This window comes from Halorubrum ruber (genome assembly GCF_018228765.1).
Lineage (GTDB): Archaea > Halobacteriota > Halobacteria > Halobacteriales > Haloferacaceae > Halorubrum > Halorubrum ruber.
Genome location: NZ_CP073695.1, coordinates 892,518 through 906,740, shown reverse-complemented (window position 1 = coordinate 906,740; position 14,223 = coordinate 892,518). Strand labels below are relative to the sequence as shown.

The 14,223-nt window shown below is 69.9% G+C and carries 15 protein-coding genes; 9 read left to right on the top strand and 6 right to left on the bottom strand.

Annotated elements, in window-relative coordinates; all coding sequences use genetic code 11:
• Positions 1 to 126 precede the first annotated feature (126 nt).
• On the top strand, positions 127 to 2,163 hold the full coding sequence (locus tag J7656_RS04475; RefSeq protein WP_211554239.1) for an ATP-binding protein: 2,037 nt from the start codon (positions 127 to 129) through the stop codon (positions 2,161 to 2,163).
• 36 nt (positions 2,164 to 2,199) lie between these two features.
• Here the strand turns inward: J7656_RS04475 and J7656_RS04470 are convergent, their stop codons facing one another.
• The 3 genes from J7656_RS04470 to J7656_RS04460 all read right to left on the bottom strand — a co-directional run bounded on the left by J7656_RS04470 (position 2,200) and on the right by J7656_RS04460 (position 4,405).
• Complete coding sequence (locus tag J7656_RS04470; protein ID WP_211554237.1) at positions 2,200 to 3,138, bottom strand: acetamidase/formamidase family protein; 939 nt, start codon at positions 3,136 to 3,138, stop codon at positions 2,200 to 2,202.
• Between the two features lie 97 nt (positions 3,139 to 3,235).
• A complete protein-coding gene (locus J7656_RS04465) occupies positions 3,236 to 4,084 on the bottom strand; it encodes a universal stress protein (RefSeq protein WP_211554236.1) in 849 nt (282 codons plus the stop codon).
• A gap of 63 nt (positions 4,085 to 4,147) precedes the next feature.
• Positions 4,148 to 4,405 (bottom strand): DUF7542 family protein, encoded by a 258-nt coding sequence (locus tag J7656_RS04460; RefSeq protein WP_017344091.1) that lies wholly within the window; start codon positions 4,403 to 4,405, stop codon positions 4,148 to 4,150.
• A gap of 160 nt (positions 4,406 to 4,565) precedes the next feature.
• On the opposite strand from J7656_RS04460, the gene J7656_RS04455 reads away from it, so the two are divergent.
• The gene (locus J7656_RS04455; protein WP_211554234.1) at positions 4,566 to 4,811 is read left to right on the top strand and encodes a sulfurtransferase TusA family protein; all 246 of its coding nucleotides are present in this window, start codon (positions 4,566 to 4,568) and stop codon (positions 4,809 to 4,811) included.
• A gap of 2 nt (positions 4,812 to 4,813) precedes the next feature.
• Entirely contained in the window at positions 4,814 to 5,197 is a 384-nt protein-coding gene (locus J7656_RS04450) for a DsrE family protein (protein ID WP_211554233.1), read from the top strand.
• Between the two features lie 330 nt (positions 5,198 to 5,527).
• Here the strand turns inward: J7656_RS04450 and J7656_RS04445 are convergent, their stop codons facing one another.
• Both J7656_RS04445 and psmA read right to left on the bottom strand, forming a co-directional pair.
• Positions 5,528 to 5,926: a helix-turn-helix domain-containing protein gene (locus J7656_RS04445; RefSeq protein ID WP_017344090.1), complete on the bottom strand. Its 399-nt coding sequence runs from the start codon at positions 5,924 to 5,926 to the stop codon at positions 5,528 to 5,530.
• Between the two features lie 118 nt (positions 5,927 to 6,044).
• Entirely contained in the window at positions 6,045 to 6,857 is an 813-nt protein-coding gene (gene psmA, locus J7656_RS04440) for an archaeal proteasome endopeptidase complex subunit alpha (RefSeq protein ID WP_211554232.1), read from the bottom strand.
• Between the two features lie 232 nt (positions 6,858 to 7,089).
• Here psmA and J7656_RS04435 point away from each other — a divergent pair, with 232 nt between their 5' ends.
• The 5 genes from J7656_RS04435 (at position 7,090) to J7656_RS04415 (ending at position 12,128) form a co-directional block, all read left to right on the top strand.
• Positions 7,090 to 8,553 carry a hypothetical protein gene (locus J7656_RS04435; protein WP_211554231.1) on the top strand — a complete coding sequence of 488 codons (1,464 nt, stop codon included), beginning with the start codon at positions 7,090 to 7,092 and terminating at the stop codon, positions 8,551 to 8,553.
• The gene (locus tag J7656_RS04430; protein WP_211554229.1) at positions 8,550 to 9,473 is read left to right on the top strand and encodes an ATP-binding cassette domain-containing protein; all 924 of its coding nucleotides are present in this window, start codon (positions 8,550 to 8,552) and stop codon (positions 9,471 to 9,473) included. The genes J7656_RS04435 and J7656_RS04430 overlap by 4 nt, the downstream gene beginning before the upstream one ends.
• An 82-nt stretch (positions 9,474 to 9,555) precedes the next feature.
• Complete coding sequence (locus tag J7656_RS04425; protein ID WP_249191506.1) at positions 9,556 to 10,659, top strand: ABC transporter permease; 1,104 nt, start codon at positions 9,556 to 9,558, stop codon at positions 10,657 to 10,659.
• Between the two features lie 488 nt (positions 10,660 to 11,147).
• A complete protein-coding gene (locus J7656_RS04420; protein ID WP_026046279.1) occupies positions 11,148 to 11,555 on the top strand; it encodes a hypothetical protein in 408 nt (135 codons plus the stop codon).
• A 96-nt stretch (positions 11,556 to 11,651) separates the two neighbouring features.
• Entirely contained in the window at positions 11,652 to 12,128 is a 477-nt protein-coding gene (locus J7656_RS04415; RefSeq protein WP_211554224.1) for a hypothetical protein, read from the top strand.
• A 355-nt stretch (positions 12,129 to 12,483) separates the two neighbouring features.
• Here J7656_RS04415 and pdxS read toward each other — a convergent pair whose 3' ends face one another.
• A complete protein-coding gene (pdxS, locus tag J7656_RS04410; RefSeq protein ID WP_211554222.1) occupies positions 12,484 to 13,392 on the bottom strand; it encodes a pyridoxal 5'-phosphate synthase lyase subunit PdxS in 909 nt (302 codons plus the stop codon).
• Positions 13,393 to 13,532: 140 nt separating this feature from the next.
• Between pdxS and mobA the strand changes: the two genes are divergently transcribed.
• On the top strand, positions 13,533 to 14,219 hold the full coding sequence (gene mobA / locus J7656_RS04405) for a molybdenum cofactor guanylyltransferase (protein WP_211554221.1): 687 nt from the start codon (positions 13,533 to 13,535) through the stop codon (positions 14,217 to 14,219).
• Positions 14,220 to 14,223: the final 4 nt, after the last annotated feature.

Here is a 14,223-nt window from a genome sequence, read left to right as displayed (position 1 = left end):
GTGCGGTCCAGTTGAGCCCCGCGTGCGGTTGACTTCCGCTCCACTCGCGCTCCGCTCGCGATCACCGGCACCGCCAACCAACGAGCGAGGCGATAGTTTATGAGGCGGGCGCCACCTCTCACGGGTATGAGCGAGGAGGAGGCGATCCACGTCGCGGACGTCAGCGAGGGGATCGGCGGCGACGCGACGGCGGAACCCGGCTCTCCGGTCGAACTCCCGGTCGTCGACGTGCTCACCGGCCGGTCCTTCATCACGGGGAAGAGCGGGTCCGGGAAGAGCAACACCGCAAGTGTCGTGATAGAAAATCTGCTATCTAACGGATTTCCTGTCATGATCGTGGACACAGACGGTGAATATTACGGTTTAAAGGAAGAATATGAAATTCTTCACGCCGGCGCTGACGACGAGTGCGACATCGTTGTCTCCCCCGAACACGCGGAGAAGCTCGCCAACTTGGCCCTCGAACAGAACGTTCCGATCATCCTCGACGTCTCCGGGTACCTCGAAGAGGAGACGGCGAACGAGCTCCTCTTAGAGGTCGTCAAACAGCTGTTCGCGAAGGAGAAGCGGATGAAGAAGCCCTTCCTGCTCGTCATCGAGGAGTGCCACGAGTACATCCCCGAGGGCGGCGGGATGGACGAGACGGGGAAGATGCTGATCAAGGTAGGCAAGCGCGGCCGGAAACACGGCCTCGGCATCGTCGGGATCAGTCAGCGCCCGGCCGACGTGAAAAAGGACTTCATCACCCAGTGCGACTGGCTCTGCTGGCACCGGCTCACCTGGGACAACGACACGAAGGTCGTCGGGCGCATCCTCGGCTCGAAGTACGCGAGCGCGGTCGAGGACCTCGGCGACGGTGAGGCCTTTTTGATGACCGACTGGGACGAGTCGATCCGCCGGATCCAGTTCCACCGCAAGGAGACGTTCGACGCGGGCGCGACCCCCGGACTCGACGACTTCGAGCGCCCGGAGCTGAAGTCGGTCTCCAGCGACCTCGTCGGCGAGCTCGAGTCCATCTCCGACGAGAAGGAGCGCCGCGAGTCCGAGATCGCCGACCTCAAACAGGAGTTAGAGAAGAAGGACCGGCGGATCGCCGACCTCGAACGCGAGCTGGAGGAGGCCCGCGACCTGAGCGACATGGCCGACCAGTTCGCGCAGGCGCTGCTGGGCAAGGCAGAGGCGCCGTACCGCGGCGGCGGCGGTCGGGCCGCGGGCATCCCTGAGCGAGCCGACGCCGCCCGCGACGGTGACGACGACCAGTCCGTACTCAAGTCGTACGACGAGGCGGTCGCCGCGACCGAGAAGCGCGCGCAGGAGGCGGACGAATCGGAGGCCGAGACCGCAACCGAATCGAGCGCCTCGGCCGCCGACGGCGGCGCCGAGGTCGACGACAGCGGCGCCGCGGACACCAACGATTCGAACGGTGGCGCCGCGGACGCCGACGCCACGAATGCTGACGCCGCGGACGCCGGCGCCGCGGGGCCCGCCCCGGAATCCGAGTCGAGCACGCCCGACGACGTCGACCCGGTCACCCGCGACGACGTCGCCGAGAGCGCGCTCCGGTTCGACGACGCGATCGAACTCGGCACCCGAGAGGCCGTCATCGAGGAGCTCCGGTCGCGGATCGAGGCGCTCCCGGAGCTCTCGCGCGGGATGCTCCGCCACTACCGCCGAGAGGGCGCGAGCGACCCCGTCGCGGCCCACATCGACGCCGGCGGCGACGGCGACTCCGGCCACGCGTACAGCCGCCACCGGCCGATCCGGCGCGTGGGGCTCATCCGCCACGCCGGCCGTGGCAGCTACGCCTACGCGGTCCCGGACCTCGTCCGCGAGGCGTACGCCGACCGCCTCGACGAGGAACAGGTCGCCGAGATCGTCCGCGCCGTCGAGCGCGTCTTCGTCCCGCCCGCCGAGCTGAACTACCCGCCGGACGCCGACCCGTCCGAAGTCGGGGACCGACCGGATGACGGTGTGGGACTCGACGCCGACGACGACGCGGACGCCGACGTCACCGCCAACGGCGGAAGCGCCGACCCCGGTACCGACGCGCCGGACGACGCGGACGCCGACATCGACGAGGTCGAAGCCGACGAGAGCGAGACGGCGACCGATCCCGGCCTGAGCGACGCCGCGCGGCGGTTCGCGGAGCGGTCGGAGCGCTGAGGTCTCGCTGACGCCCTATTTCCCGCTGGCTGCCGGTCAGAACGGCAGCGAGAGGTACTCGCTCGGCACCGCGTTCCGCGCCGTCACCTGCGGGTCGACCACCTGGCTGACCTCTAAGCCGCCGACGAGGCTCGAAAAGAGGTACGCGTCGGTGCGCGAGAACCCGTGGTCGTGCGCCAGGAGATCCAGCATGTCGCCGTTCGCCAATTCGACCGCCTCCTCCATCGTCTCGGCGCTCGCGACCGTCTTCACCGCGTCGCCGGTGTCGAGGAGGGGCCGGTCCGGCGAGACGGCGGGATCCTCGATCACCGAGAGCGTCGCGTCGACCTCGACCGCGATCTCGGCGCCGGTCCCGCACATCTCCCCGTCGGCCATCGCGGCCTTCGCGTCTCCCAGCGCCAGCATCGCGCCCTCCTGGAAGACCGGGAAGTAGACGGTCGTCCCGTCGGTCACGTCGGTCGTGTCGAGGTTGCCGCCGTGGTCGTCGGGCGTGAGCGTCGAGACCGTCTCGCCGCCCGTGGCGACGCCGATCGTCCCGATCACGGGCTCGATCGGCACGTCGATCCCCTCGAAGTCGATCGTCTCCGCGCCGGAGTCGGCGGCGCCGCTCGCGTCGCCGCCGTCGACCTCAGTGATCCGCGTCGCGGGGTGGTCGATATCGGGGTCGTCCTGAAGCAGGCCGAATCCGGGCGCGGTGAGCACGCGGCCGCGGTCCTCGGCGACGCGCACGTCCTCGATCTCGACCGCGAGAACGTCACCGGGGCTCGCGCCCGCCACGGCGATCGGGCCGGTGGCGGCGTTGACCTCCTCCGGGATCGCGTCGAGCAGGTCGTCGTCCGCCTGAATCTCGCCGTTCAGACTGTCCACCGTCTCGACCGTCAGCGACTCGCCGTCGGCGGCCTCGTACACCGGGTCCATCTCGGGTCCGAACTCGTACACGTGGCCGTCGCGGTGCGTGATCGTCTCGCGTGTCATCACCTCGTCTTGGACGCGCCGTTGCCAAAAACCTCGGCCGCTGGCACCGGACCGAGTCGCCGCGGCAACGTCACCGCACCGAGTCACCGCGGCAACGTCACCGCGACGGCGTCGCTTCGGGCGGGACGAGCAGGACGTTGTTCGTCCCGCGCGCGACGATCGACTCCGCGGTGCTGCCGAGGAGGAGCCGCCGGAGCCGACTCGTCCCGCGCGCGCCGATGAGCGTCGTCGTCGCGCCCACACGCTCCTCTTCGGCCGTGATCTCCTCGACGGGGTTCCCCGACCGAACGCTGGTTTCGACGTCGATCCCCATCTGATCGCGGAGGTCGCTCGCCAGTTCGTCCAGCCGCTCCTCGGCGTCCCGCATCGACGCCGAGTCCTCCCGACCGCCGACGTGGAGCAGGGACGCCCGCTCGGTCGCGCCCGTCAGCGCCGGGAAGAAGTCGTAGGCGCGTGCCGCGTTCTCGGAGAAGTCGGTCGCATACAGCACGTTCTGGAACAGGTGTTCCTTCCTGACCGCGTGGCCGTCGGGCGTCTCCTCGATTCGCTCGACGAGCAGCGGTCTGACTGCCGTCCGCGCGACGTTGCGGACGGTTCCGCCGATGAGTCGGTTCCGAAGCGGGGCCTCGCCGCGCGACCCGACGACGATCATGTCGGCGTCGAGGCGCTCGGCCAAGCCGTTGATGCGCCGGTGCGGGGTCCCGCGGGCGACGTGCGTCTCCACGTCGAACCCCGCGCGCTCGAACACGCGGCGCTGCGGGGCGAGCGCCTCGCGGGCGTCGGTGGCGGCGTCCATCCCCGGCAGCCCGCTGGAGACGTTGTCCGGGACGACCGTCAGCAGATGAACCTCCGTGACGCCGATGTTGTCGAGGCAGTCGAGACAGGTCCGTGACTCGATCGCCGCCTCGTTCGCGTCCGAGAGGTCCGTCGCGAATACGATACGCATACCTACCCCTTCGTCCCCGACGGTAATATTGTTTTTGTTGTACAATACACACGACAAGCGGACTCAGTCGCTCGGGTCCGAGGCGGCGGACGGGTCGTGATCGAGCAGCGGCGAGTCGGAGTTCGCACACCCCTCTCGGCCGCAGACGCCGGCGTCGTCGCCCGCGCGCTCGACCCCGGAAGAGAGTCCGCCGATCTCCCAGTCGACGGCGTGGCTCGTCGCGCGTTCGTGCTCGTCGAGCGCGGTCCGCGCCCGGCGGAGCGAGTCGAACGACTCCTCGTACGCGCAGTCGGTGCAGCGAACCCGAACGGTCGTCGCCATAGGATCCGCTTCGGCCCCGACGACCGTAAGTGCCGCCATCGGCACCGGGTCCGACCGATCCGACGTCGGTCGTCGCGGCGCTTCTACTAGTATTGACCCAGATGCGCAAGATTAAAACCACCACAGAGAGTATTGTCTGTTGCGTACAAACAACTGACCCATGAGCACAGAACTCGACATCGCGGAGACCCTGGACGTGAAAGGACTGAGCTGCCCGATGCCCATCGTGAAGACGAAGGGCGCGATAGACGACCTCGCCCCCGGTGAGGTGTTGAAGGTCGTCGCGACCGACCCCGGCAGCGTGAGCGACATCGACGGATGGGCGACCGGCACCGACGGCGTCACGCTCCTCGAACAGGAGGAGGGCGACGACGTGTACACCCACTACGTCCGCAAGGAGGAGTGAGCATGGACGAAATTGGCATCATCATCTCCGACGACGACCCGAAGAACCTCGCGATGGCGACCAACCTCGGCCACGTCGCGCTGACGATGGACACGGACGTGTTCCTCTACTTCACCTTCGACGGGCTGACGCACCTGCTGGAGGGTGAGAAGGACCTCTCTTCGGTCCAGCCGCTCCTCGACGAGGGGATGCCGAACCCCTACGACATGCTCGACCAGCTGATCGCCGACGGCGGTGAGGCGGTCACCTCGGTCGCGTGTACGACCACGCTGGACATGCTCCAGTGGGAGCAGGACGCCATCGACGACGACCTGACGACGCAGTTCGCCGGCGCGGTCACGTTCCTCGAAGCCGCCGACGACGCCGACCACGTGTTCACGTTCTGAGCGTCGGCGCCGCGTCACCCCCGGTTTTCCCGTCACACCTGTTTTCGGAAGATGTGGGAAAACCGCACACGCACCCGCCGAAGAGACCTGTCCGGACTGCGAGGAACCGCTCGAAGCGGTACAGCGACTGGGAACGGAGAGCCGGGCGCGACTCCGTCCGAATCGCACCGACCGCCGGAACAAGAATCTGACCGCGAGCCGACTGCTCCACCGAAGAAACGACACGATACCGACACCGACCGCTCGCACGCCGAGTTCCGCGCGTCGGGCCGCGTCACGACCGAATGGTCGGCCGCTGGGGTAGCTCGGTCGGCCGCTGCGGAAGCTCGGTCAGTTCTTGACGGTAGCGCGCTCGGGCTGCTCGTACTTGTCCTCGAACTCGCCGATGAGCTGTCCCATCTTCGCGTACCAGTCGTTGAGCAGCCGCTGCATGTCGTCCGCGATCTGCGACGGGTCCGTCGGCATGTACACGTGGTAGTAGCCACCCTGCTCGTAGTTGATCTGTTCTTTCTGGATGAAGCCGGCCTTGAGGAGCCGCTGAACCGCACGGTAGGCGGTGGAGCGTTCCCGGTCGACGCGCTCGGCGACCTCGTCGATCGTGAGCGCCTCGTCGGCTGATACGAGCGTCTGGTAGCAGTCCTTGTCTAACTGCTTCAGGCCGTGGAAACACTCGAGTAACCCCTCGCACTCCATGTCCCGTTGGAGCTGTTCGGACATCGAATCGGGCATTTTACAGTGTACGTATGGCGTCCCGGCGCTAAAAGTGTTGTGTGTGAGGTATACAATTCCGCGCACTCGGCCGACGAACGCCGACCGTTAGCCGGTCGAGGGCGTCTGGGCGGAGCCGCTACTCGCCGGCGCCCGCGTCGGTGTCGTCCGCGTCGGTGTCTTCCGCGTCGGTGTCGTCCGCGTCGGTCTCATCGTCCTCCTCGTCGTCGACGTCGAGGCCCGCCGCCTCGAACGCGGCCTCGACCTCCTCGACCGGGACCGTCCGGAAGCCGTCGGCCTCGGTCACGGTCGCGACCGCGAGGTCCGAGGGCTCGAACTCGTCGTCGTGGGCGGCCAGCGCCGCGACCGCGAGCTCGATGCCGTCCGAAAGCGAGAGGTCGTCGGTCCACTCGTCTTCGAGGTGGCCCTGAATCTCCTGCCGGCCGCCGCCGATGACGGTCGCCTTCCACTCGTTGGGCGTGCCCGAGGGGTCGGCGGCGAACAGGCGCGGCTCGCCGTCGTCGATGCCGCCGATGAGGAGCGCGGCGCCGTAGGGGCGCGTGCCGCCGCGCTGCGTGTTCTCTTGGATGTGGTCGGTGACGAACTTCGTCAGCGTCTCGACGCCGACGGGCTCGCCGTAGCGCAGGCGGTTCCCCTGCGACTGGCGGCGCGCGAGGTCGATCAGCTGGCGGGCGTCGGCGACGTGGCCCGCGCTCGCGGTGCCGACGTGGTCGTCGAGCTTGTGGAGCTTCTCGATGCTCTCGGCCTCCATCAGCGACGAGGAGGGGCGAGACATCGCGACGAAGACGACGCCGTCCGTCGTCCGGACGCCGACGCTCGGCGCGCCGCGCGAGACCGCCTCGCGGGCGTACTCGACCTGGTAGATGCGCCCGTCGGGCGAGAACAGCGACGTGCCGCGGTCGTACGCCTGCTGGTCGTTGTTCCCCATCATCGCCCATCACCCGCTCGCGCGGTGTCGCGTTCGCTCATTACCCTTCCTTACGTCGGGCCGTTGAAAAAGGGTCCGTAACCGGTACGTCTCGGAGGCCGCCGAAACCCCGAAGTCCGGCTGGTCGCCGGTCGTGAGGGGCCCCGCGCGGACCGCCGTCGCGTCCACCGCAAAGCGGCGCCACGGGCCCGCTTCCGTCGCCGACGGATATATCCACGGCGGTCGCTTAGGAGATATGACATTGACGCACACAAGAACTACAGCCGCGCTGCTGGCCGCGCTGGCGCTGCTCGCGGCCGTCGGCGGGGCCTTCGCGGTCGGGGGCGCGGCGGCGGTACCGGACGCGCGGATCACCGTCGGCGAGGTCGGGGCGTCGCCGAGCGGCCCGACCGTCGGCGAGCGAACGGCGCTGAACGTCACCGTCTCGAACTCCGGGGGCAGCGACGCGGCGGCGAACGTCACCGAGGTCCGCGTTCGGAACGCGGACGGCGACGTGCTCGACAGCGTCTCCGGCGTCGGCGCCCTCTCGGCTGGCGACTCCCTCGACGCGACGCTGTGGACGGCGTTCGACGAGCCGGGCGCGAAGCGGCTCACCGTCGAGGCAGTGGCGAACCAGTCGACGAGCGGCGAGTTCGTGACCGTCAGCCGCGAGACGGTGATCGAGGTGCGGCCGACGCAGGTCGCGCTCGACCTCCGGACTCGCGCGCTCGACCCCGAGGACCTCCGGACCGACGACGGGAGCGAGACATCGGCCGGCGACCTCGGCGTCGGCGGCATTCAGGGCATCTTCGGCGGCGGCGGCGGGCTCGACACGGGCGACGCCGGCGGCCAAGGCGAGTCGCCGCCGATCGCCGACTCGCCCGTTGAGGTGACCGTGGTCAACACTGGTACGACGACCGCCGACCGGGTCAGCCTCCGAGCGGTCGGGACCGCGGTCGACGGCGCGGGCGGCGCGGACGGGTCTGGCGACGGTGCGGAAGGATCCGGCGACGGCGGCGACGGCGCGGAGACGGTCGACGTCGGCCCGTTCGTCGTCGAGGACGTCGCGCCCGGCGAGGAGCGGCGGGTGATCGTCGACCTCGGGCCGCTCGACCGGCGCTCGGACGTGACGGTCACCGCGGCGTTCCGGGCCGACACGGACCAGCGGAACGAGCGCGGCGCCGACCGCACCGCGGAGTCGACGGTGACCTACCCGGTCCGCGAGGCGACGCCGACCGTGACGGACGCGACCGTGCGGGAGACCGCGGACGGCGCGGTCGTCATCGACGCCAACCTCGGCAACGCGGGGAGCGGCGAGATGACGGGCGCGGTGGTCTCGGTCGGCGACGCGCCCGGCGTCGAGCCGACCCCGGCGGGCGAGGAGTACTTCGTCGGGACGCTCGGCGCGAGCGACTTCGTCGGCTTCGACCTGCCGACCGCGGTGAACGCCTCGGTCGCCGACGAAATCCCGATCCGCGTCGCCTACACCGAGCGCGGCGTCCGGTACACGGAGACGCTGACGGTGGCGGCGCCCGAACCCGACGACGACGAGGAGGCCGGCGGCACGCTCGGCCGGATCGGCGCGGGCGGCGTGGGCGCCGCGGGCGCGGTCGCGAGCGGCCTCGCGCTCGTCGGCCTCGCCGGCGCGGTGGGCGTCGCGGTCAGGACCGGACGCATCGGCGGGTCGACGGGGCGGCGACGAGACGGGTCGGCGCCGTGAGCGGGGATGTCGAACTCGACGCGGAGCCCGCGAGCGAGCGGTCGACCGAGTCGACGGACGGTTCACCGGTCGAGGCCGCCCCGAGCGACGGCCACGGCGTCGCGCTCCGGGGCGTCGTCAAGCGCTATCCGAGCGGCGGCGGCGAGCCGGTCGTCGCGCTCGACGACGTCGACTTCGCGGTGCGGCCCGGCGAGTTCGTCGCCGTGGTGGGTCCCAGCGGCTCCGGGAAGTCGACGCTGCTGAACGTGCTCGGGCTGCTCGACGACCCGACCGAGGGGCAGCGACTCCTCGACGGCGTCGACGTGACGAACCTCTCCGTCGCGGAGCGGACGCGGGCGCGAAAGGAGTCGATCGGGTTCGTCTTCCAGGACTTCCACCTGCTGCCGACGCTGACCGCGGTCGAGAACGTCGCGATGCCGACCGCGTTCGACCCCGGCGACGCGACGGACCGCGCCGCGGACCTGCTCTCGCGGTTCGGGCTCGGAGACCGGCTCGACCACGAGCCGAGCGAGCTGTCCGGCGGGCAGAAACAGCGCGTCGCCATCGCCCGCGCGCTGATCAACGAGCCGGCCGTGCTGCTCGCGGACGAGCCGACGGGGAACCTCGACACCGAGACGGGGGAGGCGATCCTCGCGGAGTTCGAACGCGTCAAGGCCGAGGGGGTTGCCGTCGTCGCGGTGACGCACGACCCGCTCGTCGAGGAGTACGCCGACCGCGTCGTCGACCTCACCGACGGGAAGATGACCGGCGGGCTGCCGGACGGCGCCGGATCGATGTCCGACGCCGAACCGGAAAGCGGTGACGAGCCGGAAAGCGGTGACGAGCCGGAAAGCGACAACGAGCCGAAAAGCGGCAACGAACCGGAAAGCGGCGACGAACCGGAATCCGAGAGCAACTGGGCCGACTGGGGTAGCCAATGAGCGGTGGGGACCCGTGAGCGGCGACGGTCGACGAGCGAGCGGCCGCGCCGGCTGGCTCCGCGGCTGGCGGCCCGCGGTGTCGATGGCCTCGCGCAACCTGCGACGGAACCGCGTTCGGACGGTGTTGGCGGTGCTGGGCGTCTGTATCGGTGTCCTCGCGGTCGCGGCGCTCGGCATCTTCGGGAACGTGCTTGCGCTGGGCGCCGACGACGCCATCGGCGACATCGGGACGCAGGTCGTCGTCTCGCCGAACGCTGACGCGGGCGTTGAATCTCTTTCGGACGCGGACGTCGCCTCGATCCGGCGCGCGGTCGGCGAACCGGCCGTGGTGCCGCTATACTCCGACAGCGCCACGGTCGCGCGGCAGGGCGACCAGACGTTCGCGACGGTGTACGGGATCGAGGAGCCGGCGTTGGCGTACGAGGCCGCGGAGGGGCGGCTCCCCGAGCGCCACCGGCAGGGCGCGATCCTCGGCGCGGGGATCGCGGCGGACCTCGACGCCGGCGCGGGCGACACCGTCGAGATCGCGGGGTCGCAGGTGCGGGTGATCGCCGTGTTGGTCGAGAGCCAGACGTTCAGCCCGGTGGCGCCCGACGACGCCGTCTTCCTGCCGGAGTCGGCGTTCTCGGCCGACGGCTACGCGCAGGCGCTCGTCATCTCCGACTCGGGGGCGGAGGCACGCGCCGCGGCGGACGCCATCCGCGAGGAGGTGAACGCCCGACAGGAGCGCGTCGACCTGTTCGAATTAGCCGCGCTCGTCGACGAGATCAACGAGTTCTTCGACCTGCTCTCGACGTTCCTGCTCGGGCTCGGCGCGATCTCCTTAGTCGTCGCCGGCGTCTCGATCCTCAACGTCATGCTGATGAGCACCGTCGAGCGCAGGCAGGAGATCGGGGTGATGCGCGCGGTGGGCGTCGCCCGCCGCGACGTGTTGCGCGTCCTGCTCGCGGAGGCCGGGCTGATCGGCGCGGCCGGCGCCGCGGCCGGCACGCTGCTCACGGTCCTGCTCGTCGCCGGGCTCGTCATCGCGACGCCCGCGGTCGACGCCGCGCTCGTGCTCGACCCGACGAACGGCTACTACCTCCTGCTCGCTCTCGTCTTCGGCGTTGGCGTGGGGATCGTCAGCGGCGCGTACCCCGCTTGGAAGGCGGCCAACGAGCGCCCGGTTGAGGCGCTGCGGAACTGACTCCGCGCGGTGGTCGATCAGCCGCACCGCGCCGTGCTATTTAAAACTCAAACGGCGCGCCGGCGAGCGCCCGGAGGGCGCGAGCCGACCGCGAGGGAGTCGGCCGACCGAAGGGAGGCCGACGAGGCTGGGGAGGCGTGAGGTGCTGTGCGGAGCGGTGCGGGGTGGGACTCAAAGGGGCAGTCGCGAGGCGGCCGCAGGCGACGTAAGCACCGCAGGGAGCGAACGGAGTGAGCGACCGAGGAGCGCAGCGAGCGTGCGGCCGCCTCGCGACTGGGGCTTTGGCGGTGTTCGCCGCTGGTCAGTAGTCGAGCGTTTATAAGTAAGCGACTGGGGCTTTGGCGGTGTTCTCCGCTGGTCAGTAGTCGAGCGTTTATAAGTAAGCGACTGGGGGCTTTGGCGGCGTTCGCCGGCGATCCACAGACAGTCAGTTATAAACACGATTGCTCAGCCAAACTCCTATTTATCGCCGCGACGCGAGCCTATCCATGTCCCCCAAGCGGCGGGCCGTCATCCTCCTCGGTGCGGGCGCGGTCGGGTTCGGCGCCCTCGGGTACCGCGAACTGACGGACTGCGAGGAGTTCGCCTGCTTCGCGTTCGAGTACCAGGGCGCGGACGACGCGCCGAACCGACTGACCATCGAACACACCGGCGGGACGGAGCGGCTCCGCGCGGGAGACGTGTTCGTGACCAACGTCAGCACCGACTACGAGGCGGGCGAGTCCGACACCCTCGCGTGGGCCGAGTTGGACGACGACCTCGACCCGGACGACGCGATCGACGGGGAAGCGGTACAGATTTCGATCCGGTTCCCGGACGTCGTGACGGTCCGCTGGCGTCGCGACGGCGACGAGGAGGTCGTCGGGGCGTGGGTGTACGACGACGACGAGCGGTGAGCCGCTCCCGTCGACTTCATCGACCGCCCTCGCTGTGGTCCGACTGACTCCCGAGCCCCGAAACGGATTTTGCGCGCGGCGACGCACCTGCCGGGCATGGTCCTCGAAAGTGTGCGCTCCTCGCCACACATCGTCGGAGAGTCGCCGGCGAGGGAGCTCCTCGCGCTGACGGTGGTCGGCCTCCTCCTGCTCGCCTCCCTCGGATTCGCGCTCGGGCTCAACGTCGGGCTCTCCCTCGGCTGGATCACGCTGGCGCTCGGGATCGCTATCGCGGCGGGATTCGCGGGTGCGGGCCTCGTCCCGACCGTCGGCTCGCTGTGGCTCGTCGGACTCTGGTGGTTCGCGTTCCCGCCGCTCGTCGGCTCCCTCACCGGTCGCTGGGCGGGGTCAACCCGGTACAACCACCCGCGAATGCTGGGATACGGGTACGAGTCGGCACGCGCGGAGTTGCTCGGCGGGATCGAGTACGGGTTTAAATACGGACTGCTGTTCGCGGTCGTGATCGGGCTCGTCGGGTATGCGGCCGGGGTGGCTGTTAGTCGACTCTCGACGCGAACGAGCGCATCTCGATGAGCGTGGTTTCTCGTTTATAAACCGTTGACTGCGTATCGACGGGGGACGCCTCCAAAGCCCCAGGCGTGAGGACTCGCGCGCCTTGTTGCGCGCCTCGCTCAGTCGCTCGCTTCGCTCGCTCCCTCGCTGCGGTGCTTACTGCGGCGTGCTTCGTCCTCACGCCTGCCCCTTTGAGTCCCACCCCGCACCGCACAGCGACCGCGCCTCACACCTCCCCAGCCTCGTCGGTGGCCCTCCGCTTCGCTCCGGGCCACCGACTCCCTCGCGCGTGCTGTTCGGCCGCGGGGCGGCCTCACAGGCACGCGCCACCGCAGTTCCATTTATAAGAAGTCGCCGCGCTGCCGAAAAGACCTATTTAAACGCCGCGGCCCTGAAGCTTCTCCTCTTCTTCCATGTCCTCGTTGGACTGGCCCTTCATCCCCTTGCCCGTGCCGCTCGCGATGCGCGCGAGCTCGTCCGGGTCGTCCCAGTTGTTGACGGCCTCGACGATGGCGGTGCCCATCGCCTCGGGGTCCTCCGCGCCGAAGATACCGGAGCCGACGAAGATGCCGTCGCAGCCGTGGTACATCATCAGCGCGGCGTCGGCGGGCGTCGCGATGCCGCCCGCAGCGAAGTTGACGACCGGGAGCCGCTCGGCCTCGGCGGTCTCGTGGACGAGGTCGCGCGGGGCGCCGTGCTCGCGGGCCCACTTCTCGCGCTCCTCGTAGTTGAGACCGGTGAGCGTGCGGATCTGGTTTTTGATGGTGCGCTGGTGTTTGACGGCCTGGTTCACGTCGCCGGTGCCGGCCTCGCCCTTCGTCCGGATCATCGCCGCGCCCTCCCGGATCCGGCGGAGCGCCTCGGGGAGGTTCCGGGCGCCGCAGACGAACGGCGACGTGAAGTCGCGCTTGTCGGTGTGGTACTCGTCGTCGGCGGGCGTCAGCACCTCCGACTCGTCGATCATGTCGACGCCGAGCGACTCCAATATCTCCGCCTCCTTGCGGTGGCCGATCCGCGATTTCCCCATCACCGGGATCGACACCTCGTCGATGATCTCGGGGACGCGCTCGGGGTCGGGCATCCGCGCGACGCCGCCGCGCTTGCGGATGTCGGCCGGGACGTGTTCGAGCACCATCACGGCGACCGCGCCGGCGTCCTCCGCGATGCGGGCCTGCTCGCGGTTGACGACGTCCATGATCACGCCGCCCTTCTGCATCTGCGCGAAGCCGCGCTTGACCAGCTCGGTCCCCCGCTTCAGCTCCTCCAGATCGGTGGCCTCAGCCATATCGGATCGATGGGTCGCCGGCCACTTAACGGGTCGCTTTCGGGCGGATGGACCGGGCGAAACCCGCGTTCACGGCCCGTCCGCTCGCCGCGCGCGGCGCCACCGCAACCGCGAAGTCCCCCGCCGTCCAAGCCGCTGGCGTGACCACCGGAGCCATCCTCGCGGGCGGCCGCTCGACGCGCTTCGGCGACGCCGACAAGGCCGTCGCGCCGATCGCCGGCGTCCCGATGATCCGCCGCGTCGCGGACCGGCTCGCGGGGACCGACGACCCGGTCCCGCCCGGCGCCGACCGCGCGAGCGGCGGTGACCCGGTCGTCGACGAACTCGTCGTCAACTGCCGCCCCGACCAACGGAATGCGATCACGGAGGCCCTGTCGGGTCTCCCGCTCCCCGTCCGCTGGGCGCTCGACGAGGAACCGGACCTCGGACCGCTCGCCGGGATCCGGAACGCCTGTCGGGCGGCGACCGACCCGTACGCCGCCGTCGTCGCCTGCGACATGCCGTTCGTCGATCCGTCGTTCCTCGTCTCCCTGCGCGAGCAGGCGGCGGAGCCGGGGATCGAGGCCGCGGTCCCGCGGCTCGACGACCGCTGGTACCAGACGACGCAGGCCGTCTACGCGACCGAGCCGGCCGCGGCCGCCTGCGACCGCGCGCTCGACCGCGGCGACCGGAAGGTGCTCGCGATGGTGGACCAACTGGACGAGGTCGTCGTCGACGACAAGGCGATCCGGTCGCTGACGACCGAGCGCACCTTCACGAACGTCAACACGCAGTCCGAACTCGACGAGGCCGAGCGGGCGGTCGCCGACGCCGTCGAGGCGAAGTGAGAGC

Bases quoted from the DNA above. Each gene is read 5' to 3' on its own strand.
- J7656_RS04475 (WP_211554239.1), top strand. From the start codon at position 127: ATGAGCGAGGAGGAGGCGATCCACGTCGCGGACGTCAGCGAGGGGATC.
- J7656_RS04470 (WP_211554237.1), bottom strand. From the start codon at position 3,138: ATGACACGCGAGACGATCACGCACCGCGACGGCCACGTGTACGAGTTC.
- J7656_RS04465 (WP_211554236.1), bottom strand. From the start codon at position 4,084: ATGCGTATCGTATTCGCGACGGACCTCTCGGACGCGAACGAGGCGGCG.
- J7656_RS04460 (WP_017344091.1), bottom strand. From the start codon at position 4,405: ATGGCGACGACCGTTCGGGTTCGCTGCACCGACTGCGCGTACGAGGAG.
- J7656_RS04455 (WP_211554234.1), top strand. From the start codon at position 4,566: ATGAGCACAGAACTCGACATCGCGGAGACCCTGGACGTGAAAGGACTG.
- J7656_RS04450 (WP_211554233.1), top strand. From the start codon at position 4,814: ATGGACGAAATTGGCATCATCATCTCCGACGACGACCCGAAGAACCTC.
- J7656_RS04445 (WP_017344090.1), bottom strand. From the start codon at position 5,926: ATGCCCGATTCGATGTCCGAACAGCTCCAACGGGACATGGAGTGCGAG.
- psmA (WP_211554232.1), bottom strand. From the start codon at position 6,857: ATGATGGGGAACAACGACCAGCAGGCGTACGACCGCGGCACGTCGCTG.
- J7656_RS04435 (WP_211554231.1), top strand. From the start codon at position 7,090: ATGACATTGACGCACACAAGAACTACAGCCGCGCTGCTGGCCGCGCTG.
- J7656_RS04425 (WP_249191506.1), top strand. From the start codon at position 9,556: ATGGCCTCGCGCAACCTGCGACGGAACCGCGTTCGGACGGTGTTGGCG.
- J7656_RS04420 (WP_026046279.1), top strand. From the start codon at position 11,148: ATGTCCCCCAAGCGGCGGGCCGTCATCCTCCTCGGTGCGGGCGCGGTC.
- J7656_RS04415 (WP_211554224.1), top strand. From the start codon at position 11,652: ATGGTCCTCGAAAGTGTGCGCTCCTCGCCACACATCGTCGGAGAGTCG.
- pdxS (WP_211554222.1), bottom strand. From the start codon at position 13,392: ATGGCTGAGGCCACCGATCTGGAGGAGCTGAAGCGGGGGACCGAGCTG.